17 protein-coding genes are annotated in these 23,300 nt (G+C 40.1%); 12 read left to right on the plus strand and 5 right to left on the minus strand.

The window, feature by feature from the left end; all coding sequences use genetic code 11:
* Positions 1-112 precede the first annotated feature (112 nt).
* The 3 genes from rpsL to GR929_RS13960 all read right to left on the minus strand — a co-directional run bounded on the left by rpsL (position 113) and on the right by GR929_RS13960 (position 4,214).
* Positions 113-487, minus strand: coding sequence for a 30S ribosomal protein S12 (gene rpsL / locus GR929_RS13950; RefSeq protein WP_159520813.1), 375 nt, complete (start codon positions 485-487; stop codon positions 113-115).
* 196 nt (positions 488-683) lie between these two features.
* Entirely contained in the window at positions 684-1,997 is a 1,314-nt protein-coding gene (locus GR929_RS13955; protein WP_159520815.1) for an HlyD family secretion protein, read from the minus strand.
* A 27-nt stretch (positions 1,998-2,024) separates the two neighbouring features.
* Positions 2,025-4,214, minus strand: coding sequence for a peptidase domain-containing ABC transporter (locus GR929_RS13960; protein ID WP_159520817.1), 2,190 nt, complete (start codon positions 4,212-4,214; stop codon positions 2,025-2,027).
* Positions 4,215-4,773: 559 nt separating this feature from the next.
* Here GR929_RS13960 and GR929_RS13965 point away from each other — a divergent pair.
* Positions 4,774-6,930 (plus strand): elongation factor G, encoded by a 2,157-nt coding sequence (locus tag GR929_RS13965; RefSeq protein WP_159520819.1) that lies wholly within the window; start codon positions 4,774-4,776, stop codon positions 6,928-6,930.
* A 339-nt stretch (positions 6,931-7,269) separates the two neighbouring features.
* On the plus strand, positions 7,270-8,610 hold the full coding sequence (locus GR929_RS13970) for a DUF4842 domain-containing protein (protein WP_159520821.1): 1,341 nt from the start codon (positions 7,270-7,272) through the stop codon (positions 8,608-8,610).
* Between the two features lie 99 nt (positions 8,611-8,709).
* On the opposite strand, the gene GR929_RS13975 is transcribed toward GR929_RS13970, so the two are convergent.
* Complete coding sequence (locus GR929_RS13975; RefSeq protein ID WP_159520823.1) at positions 8,710-9,672, minus strand: hypothetical protein; 963 nt, start codon at positions 9,670-9,672, stop codon at positions 8,710-8,712.
* Positions 9,673-9,729: 57 nt separating this feature from the next.
* Positions 9,730-11,010, minus strand: coding sequence for a T9SS type B sorting domain-containing protein (locus tag GR929_RS13980; RefSeq protein ID WP_159520825.1), 1,281 nt, complete (start codon positions 11,008-11,010; stop codon positions 9,730-9,732).
* 181 nt (positions 11,011-11,191) lie between these two features.
* Here GR929_RS13980 and GR929_RS13985 point away from each other — a divergent pair, with 181 nt between their 5' ends.
* The 10 genes from GR929_RS13985 to hisB all read left to right on the plus strand — a co-directional run bounded on the left by GR929_RS13985 (position 11,192) and on the right by hisB (position 23,232).
* Positions 11,192-13,501, plus strand: coding sequence for an ATP-dependent helicase (locus GR929_RS13985; RefSeq protein WP_201301018.1), 2,310 nt, complete (start codon positions 11,192-11,194; stop codon positions 13,499-13,501).
* A gap of 185 nt (positions 13,502-13,686) precedes the next feature.
* Complete coding sequence (locus GR929_RS13990; RefSeq protein WP_159520827.1) at positions 13,687-14,307, plus strand: DUF4290 domain-containing protein; 621 nt, start codon at positions 13,687-13,689, stop codon at positions 14,305-14,307.
* A 14-nt stretch (positions 14,308-14,321) separates the two neighbouring features.
* Positions 14,322-15,629, plus strand: coding sequence for a UDP-N-acetylglucosamine 1-carboxyvinyltransferase (gene murA / locus GR929_RS13995; protein WP_159520829.1), 1,308 nt, complete (start codon positions 14,322-14,324; stop codon positions 15,627-15,629).
* A 119-nt stretch (positions 15,630-15,748) separates the two neighbouring features.
* Entirely contained in the window at positions 15,749-16,273 is a 525-nt protein-coding gene (locus tag GR929_RS14000) for a TlpA family protein disulfide reductase (protein WP_159520831.1), read from the plus strand.
* Between the two features lie 161 nt (positions 16,274-16,434).
* Entirely contained in the window at positions 16,435-17,046 is a 612-nt protein-coding gene (locus GR929_RS14005; RefSeq protein ID WP_159520833.1) for a nucleotide exchange factor GrpE, read from the plus strand.
* Positions 17,047-17,063: 17 nt separating this feature from the next.
* Positions 17,064-18,230: a molecular chaperone DnaJ gene (gene dnaJ, locus GR929_RS14010; protein WP_159520835.1), complete on the plus strand. Its 1,167-nt coding sequence runs from the start codon at positions 17,064-17,066 to the stop codon at positions 18,228-18,230.
* A gap of 350 nt (positions 18,231-18,580) precedes the next feature.
* Positions 18,581-19,438, plus strand: a complete 858-nt coding sequence (gene hisG / locus GR929_RS14015) for an ATP phosphoribosyltransferase (protein ID WP_159520837.1) — start codon at positions 18,581-18,583, stop codon at positions 19,436-19,438.
* Positions 19,439-19,489: 51 nt separating this feature from the next.
* Positions 19,490-20,779, plus strand: coding sequence for a histidinol dehydrogenase (gene hisD, locus GR929_RS14020; RefSeq protein WP_159520839.1), 1,290 nt, complete (start codon positions 19,490-19,492; stop codon positions 20,777-20,779).
* 169 nt (positions 20,780-20,948) lie between these two features.
* Positions 20,949-21,980, plus strand: coding sequence for a histidinol-phosphate transaminase (gene hisC / locus GR929_RS14025; RefSeq protein ID WP_159520841.1), 1,032 nt, complete (start codon positions 20,949-20,951; stop codon positions 21,978-21,980).
* A gap of 130 nt (positions 21,981-22,110) precedes the next feature.
* Positions 22,111-23,232 carry a bifunctional histidinol-phosphatase/imidazoleglycerol-phosphate dehydratase HisB gene (gene hisB / locus GR929_RS14030; protein ID WP_159520843.1) on the plus strand — a complete coding sequence of 374 codons (1,122 nt, stop codon included), beginning with the start codon at positions 22,111-22,113 and terminating at the stop codon, positions 23,230-23,232.
* Positions 23,233-23,300: the final 68 nt, after the last annotated feature.

Here is a 23,300-nt window from a genome sequence, read left to right on the forward strand (position 1 = left end):
CTTTTCTTTAGTGTTATTCTAATCGGTTGTTATCGATTTGGAGCTTCAGGTCTCCCGATCAGTATCGGGATCATTTACTCAACCAAACCACTAAACTCGTCAATTCCAAAAATTATTTCTTCGGTTTTTTGGTACCGTACTTTGAACGTCTTTGAGTACGTCCTTCAACACCTGCTGTGTCAAGTGCTCCTCTAACTAAGTGATAACGCACACCTGGTAAATCTTTCACCCTACCACCGCGCACTAATACAATAGAGTGCTCTTGTAGGTTATGACCTTCACCCGGAATGTAAGCATTCACTTCCTTTTGGTTCGTTAACCTTACCCTTGCAACTTTACGCATTGCTGAGTTTGGTTTCTTAGGTGTAGTTGTGTAAACACGTACACAAACACCTCGTTTTTGAGGACAAGCATCCAACGCACGAGACTTACTCTTCTCGACCTGCATGGTGCGTCCTTTTCTTACTAACTGTTGAATCGTTGGCATACAACTATTTAATTAATCATTAATATTTTTGCAAAATGGACTGCAAAGGTATTGAAAACTTCAATAAAATCAATGCATTCCACTTCCGTTTTTGACAGATTTCTCCAAAAACGGCACGCAAAAGTACTAATTTTCAGGAAAGAACAATAGCTTTTAAGGGTGTTTTTTCGATTTTATCCGAAATGAACCGAATAATCTATTTTGACCGGATAACCTTTTCTTTCAGAAGTGACTTGACTGGATTGATAAAACGCTGTATAAAACGTAAATCCTCTGTTATAATCTCAGCGTCACCTTTCATTTCCTGGCTGAAAGTTAATTGAATGTTATAATTGGTCTCCAAGTCCTGGGGAAGTTCAATTTCAGCAATATAATTATCGTTTGTAGGCACCAGAGAAATGGTTTTAACAGTTCCACGCACCATGCCATATTCCATGTACGGAAAATTGTCAAACTGAATATTTACGCCCTGTCCGGCTTTCACTTTTCCTGCCCCCCGAACAGGCAAAGTCACCCGACCAATAATTTTACTCTCTCGCTGCGGCACAACCGTAAATACAATCTCGCCATTTTTAACTTGCTGATTTTTGCTCCAAAAGTTCGTAAAAGTAACCTGCCCGTTAATCGGAGTTTTCAACACGAACGCTTTATTCCAATACTCCAGTCGACTTTTCAATACATTCAACGATTCAATCAACTCAGATTGTAATTTCAGTTTTTGATCTTCATATTCCTTTTCGGCAGCAATAACATCCTGTTGTAACTGAATAATATCTTGCTGAGTTTCTGCTAAATTTGTTCGAGCACCGTTAAATGAATACTTCTTTTGAAGCATAGCAGATTCTGATTTTTTGAAATCAATCAACGAAATAACCTCCCGAGCGTACAAGCCAGAATCGCGCTGAAACTGCTCGTAAGCAATTTGATACTCATTTTCCAGAATTTGTCGCTGGGTCCACAAACGATCATAAAATATCTTCTTCATGTGCTGCTGCTCCTGAAGCGACTGGATTTTTTGCGGATAAAAGTTTAATCGTACAAAACTGATATAATTATTATATAAGCGCAAGAATGATGAGAAATCAGCCTGAATATCCCCTAGTCGATAATCAGGCGTAAGCTTCTTAAAATATATTGTATCGAAGGTGGTGAAATATGGATTCAGTGCCTCCAGATCATCCTCCAACTTGATAACATTTTTATAGTCAGCCGTGTTTTCCAATATTGCAATCAACTGATCTTTCTTTACCGTGTCGTTATCCTGAACAAATAGCTGATCAATATTGCCAGCGTTTCGAGCGACAATATGCGCAGGTGGATTTTCAGAAAGAACAATAATTCGCGCCCGAATAATATCAGGATAATGAAACAACCATGATCCCAGCAAGAAAAGCAACAGCAAAATCAAAATCATTGTTAGCCCACTTCGCAATAACCACGAAGGCGATTTCCCAATGATTTCCTGAACCTCATCACTTCTTATTTCTATATTTTGATTGGCGTTTGGCATTAGCTTATACAATATTAATACCTTGTTCTAGTTTCCTAACTCGAGTTGGTTTTTTACCAAGTTATAGTAAGCACCTTTATTTGCTGTTAACTCAGCATGATTTCCCACCTCTACGATCTCCCCTTGATCCAGCACCACGATTTGGTCAGCATTTTTCACCGTACTCAGCCGGTGCGCGACCACAACGACTGTCTTTCCTTCATAAACCCGGTTAAGGTTTTCCATAATGGCCTTTTCATTATTCGCATCAAGCGCATTGGTCGCTTCATCAAAAAATAAGTAATCAGGATTTTTATAAATCACACGGGCAATTAAAATTCGTTGTTTTTGCCCTTGACTCAAGCCGTGTCCATCTTGTCCAATTTTGGTATTGTATCCCAACGGTAACCCTTCAATAAAATCTTGGATATTGGCGGCCTTCACGGCAAACAAAAGTTTTTCTTTATCAACCGATTCATCGCCAACAACAACATTATTGACAATCGTATCTGAAAAGATAAACCCATCTTGCATAACTGCTCCCACCTTTGTTCTCCACCACTGTTGCGAAAAATTTCTCAAATCGGTATCGCCTACTTTTATCGAACCGGCAACCGGTAGATAAAAACCTAAAAGCAGCTTTACCAGTGTCGTCTTTCCACTTCCACTTCCACCAACAATAGCGGTTACTTTTTGCTCTGGCAATTTCAGGTTAATTTGCTTTAAAACTTTCGGAGAATGAGGCCCTTCGTATTGAAAAACTAAATTTGAAATATCAATTGTCCGACTTGCCGGCATTGTATTAATCCGCGGATCTTCTTTTTTCTCCTCGTCATCTTTATTGTGAATCTCGCCAAGTCTCTCTAGGCTAATTTTAGCATCCTGAGCCAGATGAAGAAAATTAATCAGGTCAGACAACGGTGCATTCAGCTGACCGATAATATACTGAACAGCCAACATCATACCCAGTGTCATATTACCATTCAGAACAGCCATAGCTGCCAAGACTGTAATCACAATATTCTTGGTTTCATTGATGAAAACAGAACCGGCTTGCTGATATTGGTCAACGGACAAGTTTTGCACATTCACCCTAAACAGCCGTGCCTGAATTCGCTCCCACTCCCATCGCTTTTGCTTTTCGTAATTATTCAATTTAATCTCCGGCATGCCATTGATTAACTGAATCAGCATGCTTTGATTTTCACTCAACTGGGTAAACTTCTTATAATCGAGCTGACGACGGCGCTGCATAAATAAATACACCCAAACAACATACAAAACAGAACCGATAACAAAAACCAACAAAATCTTCCAACTATAAATAGCCAACACAATCCCAAACACGAACAAATTAAATAATGAAAACAATACGCTCAGTGTTTGAGTGGTCAGAAATCGCTCAATCCGACGATGATCCTGTATGCGCTGCATCAAATCGCCCAACATTTTGGTGTCGAAAAAACCGATCGGCAATTTCATCAGCTTAATCAGAAAATCGGAAATAATGGAAATATTAATCCGGGTACTGATATGAAGTAAAATCCAGGAGCGAACAAAGTCGACTGACATTTTGCCAATAAATAACATCATCTGTGCGGCCAGCACTAAATAGATAAAACTAATATCCTGATTATTGATTCCGACATCAACAATACTCTGAGTTAAAAATGGAAAAATCAGTTGAATAATACTCGCGGCTAAAAATCCAATCAGTAATTGGGTTACCAATCTGCGATGTGGACGAACATAGCGCCACAAAAACGAAAAGCCGGTGCGGTCAGTAACTTCATCATCTTGCTCATAAAAAGCAGGCGTAGGCTGCAACATCAGACATATTCCTTTCTCCACTCCTTCTTTCATGGTCGCCAACCAATGTTTTTTGAATTCCTGCTCGTTGTATTTCACCAAGTCAAAAGCTGGGTCGGCGACATACACCTTCCCCCTATTAACCTTATACACAACAACGAAATGATTTTGATCCCAGTGTACCACACAGGGTTTTGGCACATCTTTTATCAGCTGTTCGTAAGTGACTTTGGTTCCGAGACTGCGCATGCCGATTGACTCAGCAGCATCACTTATCCCCAGCAATGAAACCCCTTCGCGTGAAATGTGAGATTGCTCGCGTAAGTAATTCAGATTGAAATTGCGCCCATAGAATTTCGCAATCATTCGTAGGCAAGTTGGCCCACAGTCCATTGCATCGGGCTGCTTATAATGAGGAAAACGAGACATAGCGCATATTTACATCCTAAAAATAAAGGAATTAAGTGTTCGTACGCCAGTATTGTCGATTAGTTATTCACAATCAGAGGTTAATTATTACCCAACACCCAATAGTAGCAACAATAGTTAACTAAATACTTCTCAGATTTTGATTTGACCCCAAGTAAACTCACTCAAGTTGATTTGCTGACGAAATCAAATTTGAATAGCCTTACCTCTTCACTCACGTTTACAGGAAACAAAATAAAAGCTTCAAGAACATGGGCGCAATCCATAGACAATCTAAATAAAACTTACAACAACATTCTCCCCTTTCAACACTCATAGCATAGATTGTTGATTTAACAGGCCTTTCAACTCGCAAGCGAAACGTATCTTCTTCGTGAATCCCGCCTACGAAAAATAGAAAAAACGGCACTTCAACCCGAATCAATTCCACAAAACATTTTTATAACATATTTGCCCAAATTAAGCCCCGTTGTTTGTTAATAAATTATTACTAATTTTGGTAGCCACCATAGGAAAATCAACCTGCAAAAGCTTTTTTTTAACCAATAAAAACTAACAAATGAAAATCTATAAAACAGACGAAATCCGCAACATCGCACTAATCGGAAATGCTGGCAGTGGGAAAACCACCCTCGCAGAAGCCATGCTGTTCGAGGGTGGAGTAATCAATCGCCGTGGCGAGGTAACATCCAAAAACACAACTTCAGACTACCTCCCCATCGAGCACGAGTATGGCAACTCTGTTTTTTCCACCGTCCTTCACTCTTTCAGCAACAACAAAAAAATCAACATCATTGATACTCCCGGAATGGATGACTTTCGTGGAGGTGTTGTTTCGGCTCTCCATGTAGTCGGATGCTCGATTATCACGGTTAATACTCCGCACGGAATCGAATCAGGCACAGAAACTGCCTTTAGGTACACGGAACAAGCTGGCAAACCAATGATCTTCGTTTTCAACCAACTGGATCATGAGAACGTCAATTTTGAACAAACTATCGACCAAGCCAAATCGATCTTTGGAAACAAAGTAACGATTGTCCAATATCCACTAAATGCGGGTGCTGGATTCGACTCAATCGTTGATGTGCTTAAAATGAAGCTATATAAATATCCGAAAGAAGGAGGAAAGCCTGAGATTTTAGACATTCCTGCTGATGAAAAAGATCGTGCTGAAGAACTTCACAACGAATTGGTTGAAATGGCTGCTGAAAATGACGAGAATTTAATGGAGCTTTATTTTGACAAAGGCACGTTGACTGAAGATGAAATGCGGCAGGGAATCAAACTAGGCATGATTGATCGCAGTTTGTTTCCTGTATTCTGCACCGGAGCAAAACTCAACATGGGGGTTGGCCGCCTATTGGAATTTATTGCCAATATTACGCCATCTCCAAACGAAGCCGTTGAAGTGCCCGAAATCAATGGCAAAGAAGTTAAGAAGGGCGACGGCGCTCCTACCTCACTCATGGTTTTTAAAACAACCATTGAACAACATGTTGGAGAAATCACATATTTCAAGGTGATGAGTGGAACCGTAAAAGAAGGTCAGGACCTGATCATTGCCAAAAACGGAAACAAGGAACGTATTTCTCAATTATTTGTATCTGCCGGAAGAAACAGAGAGAAAGTTGATGCAATGAATGCAGGCGACATTGGAGCCACAGTAAAAATGAAAGACGTTGATGTCAACAACTCTTTGAGTGAAAAATCAGCCGGTTATAAATTTGCTGAAATTAAGTTTCCCACCTCTCGACACACCGTCGCATTAAAAGCAGTTAATGAAGCTGACGATGAAAAAGTAAGTGAAAGCTTCCAGAAACTTCACGATCAGGATCCTACTTACAAAGTTGAGTATTCTAAAGAACTAAAACAGATGCTGGTTCATTGTCAGGGAGAATACCATCTAAACACATTAAAGTGGTTCTATAATAACGAATTCAAATTAGATATTGAATTTGAAAAACCCAGAATCCCATACCGGGAAACCATCACCAAATTATCGCAAGCCGACTATCGGCACAAAAAGCAGTCAGGTGGTGCCGGACAATTTGGAGAAGTACATCTTTTCATTGAACCTTACATTGAAGGAGTAGAGCCCAAAACCATGGTTTCGATGAATGGAAAAGACCAAAAACTGTCAATTCGGGACACTCAGGAGCATCCGCTTGCCTGGGGAGGAAAACTAGTCTTTCACAATTGTATTGTGGGAGGTTCGATTGACGCACGTTTTTTACCTGCCATCATGAAAGGAATTATGGAAAAAATGGAAGAAGGACCACTGACAGGTTCATACGCACGCGACATTCGTGTTTATGTATACGATGGCAAAATGCATCCGGTTGATTCCAATGAGATATCATTCAAATTGGCTGGCCGTAACGCATTCTCAATAGCCTTTAAAAATGCAGGGCCAAAAATCCTCGAACCGATTTACAACCTGGAAGTTTTTGTGCAAAGCGATCGCATGGGAGATGTAATGAGCGACCTGCAAAGCCGCCGTGCTTTAATCATGGGAATGGGTAGCGAAAGAGGCTATGAAAAAATAAATGCGAAAGTTCCTTTAAAAGAAATGTACAAATACATCACTGCATTGAGTTCACTCACTCAGGGACGAGGCATGTTCTCGTTAGAATTTGATGGCTACGAAAAAGTTCCTCAAGAGGTACAAGATGAACTATTAAAAGCTTACGAGGCAGAGTTTGTAGAAGCGTAACATTCAGTAATTTTTGATCGTTAAAAAAACAATACAAAAACCCAATAAACAGAAGACCCCGGATCGCGCGATCCGGGGTCTTCTGTTTTACCTATCCACAGATATATAAGCTCTGGACCACTCCCCCGAAGTATTCTTCAAAGCCGCCACTGACAACCTATTCTTCTCCTTACTCCTTTCTTTTTCCTCAGCCATAAACCCCAAAGATGCACATGGGTAAAATTACCTATTGACCCGCTTCCAGATGTTACGTAGATTGAATATGCGAAATTGCTATACACTAACCCAGTGACAATTAAGATTTTAAGATCCACTATTAATCTATTTAAAAATGAAAAAATGAAAAAAGGTACAATGAAAATTTACACAAAAGGTGTCATGTTGATATTATCAATGATGACATTTGGTTTATTACTGCAGAACTGCGACAACCAATCTGTTGTTGACGATGAGCTTTCAAACGACTTAGCATTAAAAAAATACTCAATGATGCTCCCTGATGGGGTCATTCCTCCCGCTCCCTGCAAGCAAGTTTGCCTTGTAGCAGGTCAGCATATGTACACCGGAACTGTTGATGTTGCCTCTATGGATGGTGATGTTTATGTAACCTACAACATTACTGAACCCAATATTTACTTGATGGAAATCCATCTGGATATTTTTGACAGTGAAGAGGACTTCAAAGATCAAAAGAAAATTAGCAATGGTGGTGCCATTCCTGGTAAGTTCACATTTAAGAAGAGTTGGAATGAGGAAGACATGAAAACAAGCTTTACTGTAAAGATTCCTGCTGACTATGTTGAAGAGATGACTGATGGTGATTGCTTTTTCATAGCCTCACATGCAGCATTGTCTAACGGAGAAACTGCATGGGGAGGACTTTGTGATGAAACGGACAAAGGTGTTTCATTGAATAATGCACTTGATTTTCCCGGAAAGAACTGGTCGGTCTATTTTCAATATTGTATGGAAGAGTGTGACAATACCGTCAACTTCACCTATGCATGGGAAGATCTGATGAAAGACGGGGTTGATGGAAACGATGGTGACTACAATGATCTGGTTGTTCAGTCTGGTATTATCAAAACCGACGATCAACTAATGATTTCATTTTATGCTTCAGCCAGGGGTGCTGATTATGATCATGCATTCAAAATTAGAGTTCCAAAACTTGGAATTATAGGAGGCATGAGCGGAATTACTGGAGATGATGGCGTCGTTGAAGATGGAACAGACTACATCATTACGGTGTTCTCCAGCACAAAAACCGAACTTCCGGGCGAAGGAATAGCACCATATGGGTTTGCTGCAAATACCGTCATGACCGATACTAACTGCGATCCGGTTGGAACTGCTGACATAACGATCTCCATTAACAGTGACTTCGTTTATAACCCAGCAGAACCATACGATCCATTTATTACTGTTCATCCGGGAACACTAATTGCTTATGATCTAAACATCTGGGAACTTCACCCTCTAGACGGAGACACATGGCTAGATGCCGGAGGAGTTGAATATCCAAATGGAATCCTAATCCCATACAACTGGCAATGGCCCTATGAAAAAGTCAACATCACAGAAGCATATAATGGATTCAGCGGTGTTACTACATGGAATGCAAGCTGGTCAGACACATTATCGGATCCCTCCAAAGTATTTGATGTGGATTGTGACTAAAGCCGACAATAGACTCTTAAAATAGATAACATTAAAATGCCGAGTGGTGATCGCTCGGCATTTCAATTAAATATTCCAAAGATGAAGATTTTGGACTCTTCATTTTTTTCCTCGAGTTCTGACTAAAGACTTTAAACGGCCGATTAGTAATTTCCAAAAGAAATAAGCTCCCAATCTTTTTCCCAAGTTGCTATCTATATTCTCTAAAGTGGCAATATAAAATTTATCTGCTGGTAAATGAATTAGAAAATTACCCCTGAAGGTCTTCCAACTGTTTTGAAAATGTAAAGTTGGCAGACTCCAAAATCGACTAATCCCCCGAAAGGAATTTACATCTGCAACATAAATACCACTGCGTAACATCCTTTCAATTGCTACAGATAGTAGAACTTCGTCTCCTTGATGATGAAAATGCCGATAGTTGTTAAAATACAAATCGATATCCCTCTTAACCCTTTCAGAAAGCTGTTTAAAGAATTTTTTATCTCCTCCAATAAATTCACCACCAGCCCAGATTCCAATTGATCTTTCATTCTCAAGAAAAAACTCTTTGTCAGCGATCAGCCTCTCTCTAGTGTATGCAGGAAACCTCATATTCGTGACATCATAAAAGGTAGGAACATTTTTCTCTACACAATTAATTAAATTCAACGGAACATCTCCAATACACAATACATCATTATCAATTAATATATTGTAGTCTATTCCATCTTCTTTTGATACAAAGTATTTAAACACATCGAATTTGAAATGGGCAGAATAGAAATCAATCTCCTTCGGAACATTTAACGAAAAGCAGATTTCAACAATTTTCAATTCAGAGGAGTATCCTTCAAGAAAGCTTTTATCGTTCGTCAAAACAACCAGATCATAGGAAGTAAAATAAGCAAGTGATTTATTAAGGGCTTCACAGCACTTGACGTGTATTTCAATTTGGGATTCGAAATTGCCTCTTACTCCATTCTTTGATAACGACCGAAAACTTTTATCAACATATAGTAAAGTGTAAAATCTAATTTTTTTCATAAGTAACTCTAACCACTCAACTAGATCAATAATCAAAGATACATCATTTCTTTAATTTTCAGTGGTTAAACAACTACGCGCAAACAAGCTCCGCTATTTCTCCCGAAACAAATGCACAAACCCGTGGGCAAAATGTTCCTGATCATCACGACCTAGCGCCTCAACGACATAATAATACACTCCGGGGCTTGCATATCTTCCTCCTATTTTCCCATCCCAGGCTGATTCGCTCACTGTATTTTCAAACCCTTGGATATTATTATTCTCCCATGAGTGCACTTTCTTTCCCCATCGATTAAAGATTTGAATATTAATTGACTTTAATGATTCATATTTCACCACAAAATCATCATTCACACCATCTCCATTTGGGGTAAAAACATTGCCGACTTCAACTAACGAAATTGTCGCTTCTATAAATTCCTCAATGTAAAATGTATCCGTACAAGCAAAGCCCTCACCATTCTTGGTTGTAACCAACCTTACGTTATAATTGCCAGAATTCTCAAAAATATAAGTCGGATTCTGATCGATAGCAGTTTGCATAATACTATCCTCGACAATTCCAACCTGGCTTTCTTCGAGCAAGTCCTCCTGACTGCGATAAAAAGACCACTCGTATTGATCAGCATTAGTTGAACTACTCGTGAACGCGACCTCCAGCGGAGCTTCTCCTTCCATCGGGTTTGCAGTAAAGGATGCGTCTGGAACGATCGACTGATAGTTAACCGTCACTTCAACCTGACAGCCAAAGCGGTCATAAACGGTTAATGTATAATCTTTATTTTCAGAAGGAGGTGAGAAAATCTGTGGGCTCAATACGGCCGCAACCTGGTCGCCATCGACAGTCCATTTTGCTTTCACATCTTTAGCAACAGGCTTTTGAGCGCCATTAGACAAGTCATAATAATTCAATTCCGCATCTTCAGCAATCGAAGCCGTTAACTGAAAATAATCACAAGTTGATTCCGAAATCTCAGCGGTTGCTGTATACCAGCTATTCATCACCCAGGCTGTGTAAGTTTCAGTAACAGCTCCTGAGGTAATATTCACCCGATAACCACCATCAGCAAGATTCATAATTGTAGAAGTTGAACTTCCTGAATTATCCGTTTGAAAACCATCAAAACTTCCGGTTCCCGGATTGTATTTCAACCACTCGAATGTGGCTGCACCACTCGAAGAAGTTGCTGTTAACTCTCCTCCATTTTCATCAGGAGCAACACAAAATATATAAATCTGATCCTGAGCGCCTGAACTATACTCAGTTGAAACGGAAGCATCAGCATCAGAAGAAATCTGCGCTTCTGTAAAAATTGGAAGAAACAACGCAAGCAATAAAAGTAAAAATTGGGTGTTTTGTATCAACTTCATCTTTCAAAAATCGTCTTAATTAGTATGACAGTACAATATTAACGTTAAAAATTGATTTATCTTATGAATGACATTCCATTTTTCAGCTCAGACAGCTTTGTTGAAAACTCACCCATGCCAATGCTACAAAATAAGAAAATAGGTTATACTTTTGAAGCTGACTTTTGAAAAAACTCAAATTGTGGATTACCTCAACGAATTAAATGAAGCTCAGCGAAGTGCAGTTGAAAACACGGATGGCCCATCTTTGATCATTGCGGGTGCAGGATCCGGAAAAACGCGTGTACTCACCTACCGCATTGCCCATCTGCTGAAACAGGGAGCACGCCCCGGAAGTATTTTGTCCCTTACTTTCACCAACAAGGCGGCCAAGGAAATGAAAGAAAGAATTGCCAAAGTAGTGGGCTACAACACTGCCAAATATCTTTGGATGGGAACTTTTCACTCCATATTTGCTCGCATATTACGAACGGAATCAGAAGCGCTTGGCTACCCTTCTAATTTCACGATTTACGATGCCGCCGATTCTAAAAGTTTGCTGAAAACGATCATTAAAGATTTTAAGCTGGATGATAAAACATACAAACCCAATGTCGTTTCAAGCCGGATATCAGCTGCTAAAAACAGCTTGATTACTCCAGCAGCATACGCTACAAATGGTCAGGTAAGAGAATACGACATGAGTATTCGCATGCCGCGAATTGCTGAGATATACAAAGAATATGCCCGGCGCTGCTTCTTAGCCGGCGCTATGGATTTTGACGATTTGCTGCTGAAAACCAATATTTTATTTCGAGATAAAAAAGACATTCTGGCTAAATACCAGGAACGATTCGACTATGTTTTGGTAGATGAGTATCAGGACACAAATTTTGCCCAATACCTAATAGTGAAAAACCTGGCAGCCGCCCACAAAAATCTGTGTGTTGTTGGCGATGATGCTCAAAGTATCTATTCGTTTCGGGGTGCAAGAATCGAAAATATTTTAAATTTTCAGAAGGACTACCCCGAGCACCAGGTATACAAACTGGAGCAAAACTATCGGTCAACACAAACCATTGTTAATGCGGCGAATAGCATCATTCAAAAGAATAAACGACAACTTCCGAAAAAGGTATTTTCTGAGAATGCTGAGGGAAACTTAATCAAAGTGTTCTCGGCTTTAACCGACAATGAAGAGGGTTACCTGGTGGCAAACGAAATCAGCGAAACCCGAATGCGCCAACACTTTCGATACGAGGACTATGCCATTTTGTATCGTACCAATGCCCAGTCACGTATTTTTGAGGAAGCACTGCGCAAGCGAAACATACCCTATAAAATTTATGGAGGCCTGTCGTTTTACCAGCGTAAGGAAATTAAAGATTTACTTTCTTATTTTCGGCTGGTTATCAATACGAAAGATAATGAGGCACTCAAGCGTATTATAAACTATCCGGCACGCGGAATTGGTGCTACAACGCTTTCCAAATTAGAGCAGGCAGCTATTGCTGTTGGATGCAGTATCTTTGAGATCATCGTGCAAAGCGGCACTACAAACCACGCCGAACTAAACAAAGGAACCTTAAGCAAGGTGCAACAGTTTGCCGGCATCATCAAGCAGTTTCAGGAAAAAGCCGAAATTAGCGATGCTTACGAAATGGCCAGCGAAATTGCGACACAAACCAGCATACTGAAAGATCTGTACAAAGATCAAACTCCTGAAGGACTAAGTCGGTTTGAAAACATTCAGGAACTATTAAATGGTATTCAGGAATTCTCGATTAATGCTCGGGAGGAGGGCCAGCCCAACCAATTGGCAAACTACATGGAAGATGTGGCTTTGCTCACCGATCAGGACTCGGAAAAAGAAGAAGACCGGGATAAAGTAACCATGATGACCGTTCACTCCGCAAAAGGATTGGAGTTCAAAAATGTATTTATTGTTGGGGTTGAAGAGAATTTATTCCCATCAAGCCAATTTGGAAATGTAACAGCCGAAGCTTTTGAAGAAGAACGGCGTTTGTTTTATGTCGCCTTAACAAGAGCCGAAGAAAACGCTTACATCAGTTTTGCCAAACAACGATATCGCTGGGGAAAACTGGACTATTGCAATCCCAGTCGTTTTATTTCCGAGGTTGATGAAATATTTCTGGACATTCCGGATGAAAGCGACTTCGATTTTGACGAACTGCCATCACCCGATAAAGCAGTGCAAAAGCAATCATTTAGCAAGCCGTCAATCGCAGGTCGACGCCCCTCAACGAGCGATCAGCCAGGCTTGAACCAAAAGTTGGTGCAGCTTCGTCAAGCAAAAAAGAAAGCCCAAAATTTTGACGGGGATGATCCGCGCGACATTCAAACCGGGATGATGGTTGAACATCAACGTTTTGGGAAAGGAAAAGTACTACAGATTGAAGGAAGTTTTCCTAACCTAAAGGCCAATGTCTTTTTTCAAAATGCCGGGCAAAAGCAATTACTGCTCAAGTTTGCCAAACTAAAGATTGTATAACTACAAACGGAAAATAACGGTTTCAAACAAACCTGAAAGTCAAGATTTTCGCAAATTAATTTGTAAGCAAAATAATTTCATTTAGCTTTGCATCTATTAGGGAATCTCCTTCACTTCAGATTATCAACTAAATTACCGAATCTGAACAACCTTGTTTGACACAAAAGTTTATTAGATTTTTTTAAATGGATTATAATTCAAATCGTAAAAAATTACCCCTTCCAGAATATGGGCGTAATATTCAAAATATGGTTGATCATGTGATGACCATTGAAGACAGAGCAGAACGCAATCTGGCGGCTCAAACCATTATCGATATTATGGGTAATCTGTATCCATACCTTCGTGACATTAACGATTTCAAGCACAAACTATGGGATCACTTAGCCATTATGGCTGATTTTAAGTTGGACATCGATTATCCGTATGATCCACCGAAACCTGAAACATTTCAGGAACCGCCTAAGAAAGTTGAATACGCCAGCAATAACATTCGATTTCGCTATTACGGTAAAACGTTGGAGCTAATGGTTGAAAAGGCCGTTGAGTTTGAAGATGGAGAGGAGAAGGAAATTCTGATCACCATGCTGGCAAACCACATGAAAAAGAGCTACCTGACATGGAATAAAGATGCCGTTGATGACGATAAAATATACAAAGATTTGGAAATCCTATCAAAAGGACGAATCAAGCGTGATGATTTAGATTTGGCAGAAACCCGGGACATTCTACAACGAAACGCTCCACGAAAAAAGCAAAACTCCAATCAAACCAGAGGCCCTAAAAAACACGTTAGAAAGTCATAATACGTTTATTAGAGATGGCAACATTTCAAATTGAAGGTGGAAATAAATTATCTGGCAAACTAAAGCCACAGGGAGCCAAAAACGAAGCGCTTCAGGTTATTTGTGCTACACTTCTAACGAGCGATAAAATCACCATTACCAATATTCCTGAAATCCGGGATGTTTTGAAGTTGATCGAAATCCTAGGCGAATTGGGAGTTAAAATCCAGCGTCTAAAGAAAGGAGAATATCAATTTCAGGCCGATCAGGTGGACATGAAGCACCTACGATCGGAACAATTTGCAAAACAAGCAGCCAGCTTGCGTGGATCGATCATGATTGTAGGCCCACTGCTGGCTCGTTTTGGAGAAGCCTTAATTCCGCAACCCGGAGGCGATAAAATTGGTCGTCGTCGATTAGACACTCATTTTGTCGGACTTCAAAAACTGGGAGCCAAATTCACTTACGATCCCGACAATCACTTCTTCCAGGTTTCAACCGAAAAACTTAAAGGTCAGTACATGCTGCTTGACGAAGCTTCGGTTACCGGTACTGCCAATATTTTAATGGCTGCCGTGATGGCAGAAGGCACCACCACAATTTATAATGCCGCCTGCGAACCCTACTTGCAGCAGCTTACAAGAATGCTGGTTTCAATGGGCGCAAAAATTGATGGCATTGGCTCAAATCTTCTTCGTATTGAAGGGGTGACAGAGCTTAAAGGCTGTAATCACACAATATTACCCGACATGATTGAAGTGGGTAGTTTTATTGGCTTAGCAGCAATGACCGGTTCCGAAATCACCATTCCCAACGCAGGAGTTGACCACCTTGGAATAATTCCCGATGCATTTAAACGACTTGGAATCAAACTTCAGATAAAAGGAGATAACATTTACATTCCGGCTCAGGACGAATATGAAATTGAGACCTTCATCGACGGCTCGATCATGAATATCTCCGATGCTCCCTGGCCAGGCTTGACTCCTGATTTATTAAGTATCTTTTTAGTTGTTGCCACTCAAGCCAACGGAAGCGTGCTAATTCATCAAAAAATGTTTGAAAGCAGGCTGTTCTTCGTCGATAAACTGATTGATATGGGAGCACAGATTATACTTTGTGATCCACATCGGGCAACAGTAATCGGGCTCAATAAAAAACACATGCTTCGCGGAACAATGATGTCATCGCCCGATATTCGCGCCGGCGTAGCATTGCTGATAGCGGCTTTATCGGCTCAAGGTAAAAGTGAGATTTTCAATATCGAACAAATTGACCGTGGGTACGAAGCAATTGATGAACGACTCAGTGCAATTGGTGCCAATATTAAACGCTCAAACTAATTTCATTCAGAATAATATTTGTTAATATTTTCAAAAAAGCAGCTTTCAACACAACTACACATCTTCATTTTTACTATTATTGAGCTTGATTTAGTTGAGATTTAAACATATCCACAAAAATGAAACAAAATATTTTAGCAGCCTTCGTTTTATTATTTGCTTTTGTAACTCAGTCAATTGCACAAAATGAAGCGAAAATTGGCTTGGGAATTGGAAACAAAGCTCCTGAGATTGTTGAAAAATCAATTGACGGAAAAGAATTAAAACTTTCATCATTGGATGGGAAAATGGTATTGATCGACTTTTGGGCGTCGTGGTGTGGTCCCTGTCGTCGCGAAAACCCAACCGTAGTATCAGCTTATCAGGAGTTTAAAGACCGAAAATTTAAAAATGGAAATGGTTTTACCGTTTATAGCGTCTCGTTAGATAAAGCGAAAGAACCATGGGTAAAAGCAATTGAAGCTGACAAATTAACTTGGGACTATCATGTTTCGGACTTAAAAGGATGGTATTCGAAATATGCTGCCGTGTATGGTGTTCGAGGTATTCCTGCCAACTTTCTAATCAATGGCGAAGGTATTATCGTTGCTAAAAACTTACGTGGCCCGGCATTAAAAAATACCCTGACCCAATTATTAAAATAAGATTATAAAATCGTATAAATCAAAAGGTGGCACATGCGTGCTGCCTTTCTTTTTATAATTTTGTCAGCAATTTACAAGAATGAGGTGTCAAAATGTCCCATATTACGTAATGGCAACATTTTTGTAAACTGTGAATCCGGTAAATTAAATAACAAACAACAATGGCAGAAGAAAAAACAAATAAAGAAAAGGAGCAAGTTGAAGAAACTGAGGCAAAAGAGAACACTGCTCAGGAAAATGATAAAGCTGCTGAAGAAGATAAAAATTCAAAAAAAGCAAAGGGTAAAAAAGAAAATAAAAAGTCGAAGAAAGATAATACTGACGAAAAAATTGAAGCTTTAGGAAACGAACTAATCGAGCTAAAGGACAAACACATTCGTCTGCAAGCGGAATTTGACAATTACCGCAAACGCACCATGAAAGAAAAAATGGAGCTGATAAAAACTGGTGGAGAAACGGTATTAGTCAATATCCTGCCAGTAATCGACGACTTTGAACGAGCGCTTATTGCTTTCGGTGAGATGAAAGATGATGATCCGTTAAAGCAAGGAATAACTTTGATTTACAGCAAATTTCAGGAGTTTTTAAAGCAAAACAACATTCAGGAAATTGAAGCTAAAGAAAAAGAATTTGATACTGACTTACACGAAGCAGTAACTAAAATTCCGGCTCCAAAAGAGGAACTTAAAGGGAAAGTTGTTGATGTAATTCAGAAAGGTTACGTGATGAACGAGAAAGTCATTCGCTTTTCTAAAGTTGTGATTGGTGAATAGGCAAACAAAAAGCAAGTATGGCAAAAAGAGATTTTTACGAGATTTTAGAAGTTAGTAAAAGCGCTTCGCCCGAAGAGATTAAAAAAGCTTATCGGAAAAAAGCGATCCAATATCACCCAGACAAAAATCCGGATAACAAGGAAGCTGAGGATAAATTCAAAGAAGCCGCTGAAGCTTACGAAGTTTTAAGCAATCCTCAGAAAAAACAACGGTATGACCAGTATGGCCATGCAGGAGTAGGTGGAGCCGGAGGTGGTGGCGGATTTAGCCAGCACGACATGTCAATGGATGACATTTTTTCTATGTTTGGCGATGTGTTTGGCGGTCATGGTTTTGGCGGTGGCGGATTTAGTGGGTTTGGAGGATCATCGCGTGGCGGAGGTCGTCGGGTTCATCGCGGATCAGATTTGCGCGTAAAAGTCACTCTTTCGCTGAAAGACATCGCGAACGGCGTTGAGAAAAAGCTCAAACTAAAAAAATACAAAAGCTGCGACACTTGTAGCGGTACCGGAGCACAAGGAGGCAATGACTACACAACGTGTTCAACCTGCCGGGGGAGTGGTCATGTAACCCGAGTTACCAACACACTACTCGGGCAAATGCAAACGACTGCCACCTGTCCAAGCTGTAATGGCGAAGGTCAAATGATCAAGAACAAATGTACTTCGTGTAATGGCGAAGGTGTTGTTCGCGACGAAGAAGTTGTAAACATTAAAATTCCTGCAGGAGTTGCTGAAGGTATGCAATTGAACGTGTCTGGAAAAGGAAATGCCGGCCGCCGTGGAGGAGTTAACGGTGATTTACTGGTTATTATTACAGAGGAAAATCATCCTGACTTGATTCGCGATGGAAACAACCTGATATATAATCTTTTCCTAAGCCTTCCCGATTTTGCACTGGGAACAACATCTGAAATTCCGACCGTTGAAAGTAAAGTAAAAGTCAAAATTGATGCCGGAACACAGCCTGAGAAAATTCTTCGTTTACGAGGTAAAGGCCTACCTGATGTTAACGGATATGGCAAAGGTGATCTACTCGTACGGATTCATGCATGGGCACCGAAAAAGATCTCTCCGGAAGAGCGCAAAATGCTTGAAAAACTTCAGGAATCAGAGAACTTCCAACACACACCTGGTGCAGGAGACAAGAATTTTTTCGAGAAAATGAAAAATATTTTCGAATAAAGCATTTAAAAAAACGTAGTATGTTTCTCATAACACTTCGTTATTGTACGAATATTCTCAAAAATTAAGAAAATAATACAATCGATTGTTGTTCATGCTATAGTTTAATAAATGAATAACTATTCATATAAAAACTATAATTTGTCAATTTTTCGTTTGGTACACTTTTAATTTATCACTATACTTGCAGCACAAAATTAAAACGACATGTACAACAAACTTGGACATTACGGCCATCATCACAACAACCTATTTATTGGTAGGCCGTAATTCTTTTGTTTTGTTTTAAAAAATATTAACCCAAAGAAGGCTTACCATTAGGTAGGCCTTTTTTATTGATTTAAACTATCATGACACAATTGAGAATTGCTATTCAAACAAAAGGAAGATTAAACGAAGATTCAATGCAGCTCATGCAAGAAGCTGGAATTAAGATCAATCTGGGAAAACGTAAACTATTGGCTGCTGCTAAAAATTTCCCAATCGAAGTTTTGTTTTTACGTGATGATGATATCCCCCAGGCGGTTGCTGATCAGGTTGCCGACATTGGTATCGTTGGAGAAAATGAAATGTTGGAAAAACAGCAAAACGTTAAAATAGTTAAGCGACTGGGATTCAGCAAATGTCGTTTAAGTCTGGCTATTCCGAAAACCGAAGAATATGCCGGCATCGAGTGGTTCAATGGGAAAAAAATTGCCACCTCATATCCGGTCATTTTGAAAAGTTTTCTGGATAAAAATAATGTAAAAGCTGATATTCACGTTATTTCCGGCTCAGTGGAAATTGCCCCTGGGATTGGACTGGCTGATGCCATTTTCGATATCGTTAGTTCCGGTTCAACATTGGTTTCAAACCGCTTAAAAGAAGTGGAAGTGGCTCTTTATTCCGAAGCCGTTTTGGTTGCGCCACAAGAACTATCCGCTGATAAACAAGCCATTTTGGAAGAAATGATTTTCCGCATGGAATCGGTAGAACGAGCAAAAGATAAAAAGTACATTTTGCTGAATGCTCCGAACGATAAAATTGAAGAAATTACAGCAATCTTGCCCGGAATGAAAAGTCCGACAGTCACTCCTCTTGCTGAAAAAGGATGGAGTTCATTGCATTCGGTTATTGCAGAAAGCGACTTCTGGGAAATCATCGGTAAACTAAAAGCCGCCGGAGCCCAGGGTATTTTGGTTGTTCCGATTGAAAAAATGATTTTTTAATCCGTTTGTATCGATAAAAAAACGATCTGAAATTCAATAATTTTGACAAGCATGAAGCGTTACTTAAATCCTGACAAAAGCAAATGGCCTCAAATCCTTGAACGTCCGCTGTTTAATGCAGCGGATTTGACCGGACGAGTACAGGCTATTCTGGACGAAATAAAAACAGATGGCATGTCTGCTGTTCAAAAGTTCACCAAACAGTTTGACGGGGTGACCATCAGCGATTTTGCTGTAACAGAGGCCGAAATTACAGAGGCTGCTGCGTTGTTAGATGATGAGCTGAAAGCAGCCATTGAAACGGCATCAAAGAACGTCACTGATTTTCATGCTAGCCAAAAAACAGAGATTAAAAAGATTGAAACATCTCCGGGGGTAGTTTGCTGGCAGAAAGCAGTTGCCATAGAGAAAGTCGGTTTGTATATTCCAGGCGGATCTGCTCCCCTATTTTCAAGTGTACTGATGTTAGCCATTCCTGCAAAAATCGCAGGATGTCAGGAAATTGTATTGTGCACTCCTCCAAATAAGGAAGGAAAAATTCATCCGGCTATTTTATTTGCAGCTCAATTGGTTGGCGTAACTCAAATCTTCAAACTCGGAGGTGTTCAGGCAATCGGAGCAATGGCATATGGTGCTGATCCCGTTCCTAAAGTGTCCAAGATTTTTGGTCCGGGAAATCAATATGTGATGGCTGCAAAACAGTTGGTCAGCATTGCCGACGTTGCTATTGATATGCCTGCCGGTCCATCGGAAGTTGCTGTAATGGCTGATGATTCAGCTAATCCGGCATTTATTGCTTCTGATTTGCTTTCACAAGCCGAGCACGGCCCGGACTCTCAGGTGGTTTTGATTACCAACTCGGAGAAATTGGTGGATGAAGTGGAATCTGCACTGACCAACCAATTGGCAAAACTAAGCCGAATGGAGATTGCCACAAAAGCCCTGGACAACAGTGTTGCGATTATTCTGAATACCAAAGAAGAAATAATCGATATGATCAATGAATATGCACCAGAACACTTAATCATTTCTATGGATAACTACCTGGAAGTGGCTGAAAGAATAATCAATGCCGGTTCGGTATTTCTTGGCAATTACACGCCTGAAAGCGCAGGAGACTATGCTTCGGGGACAAACCATACCCTACCAACAAATGGGTGGGCACGCTCTTTTAGTGGTGTCAACCTGGATAGCTTTATTCGTAAAATCACTTTTCAGGAAATCACCAAAGAAGGTATCCAAAATTTAGGCCCGGTGATCGAAAAAATGGCTGCAGCCGAACACTTGGATGCTCACAAAAATGCTGTTGCGTTGAGATTGAAGGATATAGAAGACAGTTGAAAATAAATCAACGAACAGGTTGATCAAGATCTGGCAGAAACTTATTTAAAAAGACTAAATAATTTGAAAGTAAAACTTTGGAATGATATCCAAGCTTTGGAAAGACAAATTTAATACAATTGCTTTCAAAGCTTTCTATCGTCTTCCACTGCCTTCAAAAATAAATAAAATGAACATAGAAAAACTCATCCGGACAAACATCAAAAACCTGAAACCCTATTCATCAGCACGCAATGAGTACACTGGCGAAGCTATGATGTTTTTAGATGCCAACGAAAATCCGTTTAACGAACCATACAACCGCTATCCCGACCCTTTGCAGCGGGAAGTCAAGGAAAAAATTGCTGTAATAAAAGGATGTGAGCCGTCGCAAATCTTTCTGGGAAATGGTAGCGACGAACCGATCGACTTACTTTTTAGAGCATTTTGCGAGCCCAAACAAGATAACATCGTTACAATCGATCCTACTTACGGGATGTACCAGGTTGCAGCAGACATCAACGATACCGAAGTTCGCAAAGTGAAATTGGATGAGAGCTATCACTTTTCAGCCGAAGAACTTTTAAAAGCTGCAGACAATAACACCAAGCTTATTTTCATCTGTTCGCCCAATAATCCAACAGGAAATTTATTGGATAAAAACGAAGTGATTAAGCTGATTGAGGTTTTTTCAGGAATTGTAATTATCGATGAAGCATACATTGATTTTGCGCCAGATGCAAGCATGCTTCCGGAATTGAACAAATACGAAAATTTAGTGATTTTGCAGACGTTCTCTAAAGCATGGGGAATGGCCGGAATTCGCTTAGGTATGGCCTTTGCCAATTCTGAAATCATCAAAATCCTCAATAAAATAAAATACCCTTACAACATCAACATGTTAACTCAGCAAAAAGCACTGGAGCTTCTTTTACAAGAGCAAGAAAAAAAGGAGTGGGTTGAAATACTGTTGACGGAAAGGAAAAAGTTAGAAAATACGTTAAAAGATCTGGCATTCGTACAAAAAGTTTATCCTTCCGATGCTAATTTTGTTCTGGTAAAAATGCACGATGCACGAGGAATTTACGATTACCTTGTTGAAAATGGGATCATTGTCCGCGATCGCTCTAAAGTAGTTTTGTGTAACGACAGCTTGAGAATTACCGTTGGCAAACCGGAAGAGAACGAAATACTGATTGAGAAATTGAAAGAGCTTATATAAATAACATCCCTACGTTAGCTTGCCGTCATCCTGAACTTGTTTCAGGATCTCAAGAAAAACAGATTCCGAAACAAGTTCGGAATGACACAGGCCACTGCTGTATCTTTGGGATGATTACAAAAACAAAAGCATGAAAAAGGCATTATTTATTGACCGTGATGGAACTCTGATTACAGAGCCTGCAGATGAACAAATCGATTCACTGGAAAAACTTGAATATCTTCCAAAGGTATTTCGAAACATGCACTTCATTGCGAAGAACCTGGATTATGATTTAGTCATGGTCACCAATCAAGATGGATTAGGAACAGACTCGTTTCCCGAAGATACGTTTTGGCCGGCACATAATAAAGTGCTCAAGTCTTTTGAAAACGAAGGGGTAATCTTTGATGACATCCTGATCGATCGACACTTCCCCAAAGACAATGCACCAACACGCAAGCCGGGAACCGGGATGATGGGTAAATATATGGACGGCAGCTATGATTTAGCAAATAGCTTTGTTATTGGCGATCGGTTGACAGATATTGAACTGGCTAAAAACCTGGGAGCAAAAGGAATTCTGATTAATGACGGTTCTTTGGTTGAAGAAATGCAGGATAAAGGCTTGGAAAAACATTGTGCATTAGTAACATCCGACTGGGATGAAATTTATGCCCGGGTTGCAGCTCCCGAAAGAACCGCACAAGTGCAGCGCAATACCAAAGAAACACAAATCAATATTGAATTAAATCTGGATGGAACAGGCAAAGGAAACATCAGCACCGGGTTGGGATTTTTTGATCACATGCTGGATCAAATTGCCCGTCACGCCGGGGTTGACCTAACAATTCAGGTTCGTGGCGACTTACAGGTTGACGAGCACCACACCATTGAAGATACCGGCTTGGCACTGGGAGAAGCTTTTAAACTCGCGCTGGGAGACAAACGAGGCGTTGAACGCTACGGCTATTGCCTGCCGATGGACGATTGTCTGGCGCAAGTGGCCATCGACTTTGGCGGTCGCCCCTGGATTATGTGGGATGCTGAGTTCAAACGCGAAAAAGTAGGCGACATGCCAACGGAAATGTTCTTTCACTTTTTCAAATCATTCTCCGACACATCGCTTTCAAACTTAAATATTAAAGCTGAAGGCGATAATGAGCATCATAAAATTGAAGGTATATTTAAAGCACTGGCCCGTGCAATAAAAATGGCAATTAAAAAAGATGTGTTTAACTTTGAACTCCCTTCAACCAAAGGAGCATTATAATTTATTTACCACAGAGATACCTAAGAATTACTCAGAGTAAACAGAAAATGAAATTCACTTGGCGTAAG

It is taken from the genome of Sunxiuqinia indica (assembly GCF_009847015.1).
Taxonomy (GTDB): domain Bacteria; phylum Bacteroidota; class Bacteroidia; order Bacteroidales; family Prolixibacteraceae; genus Sunxiuqinia; species Sunxiuqinia indica.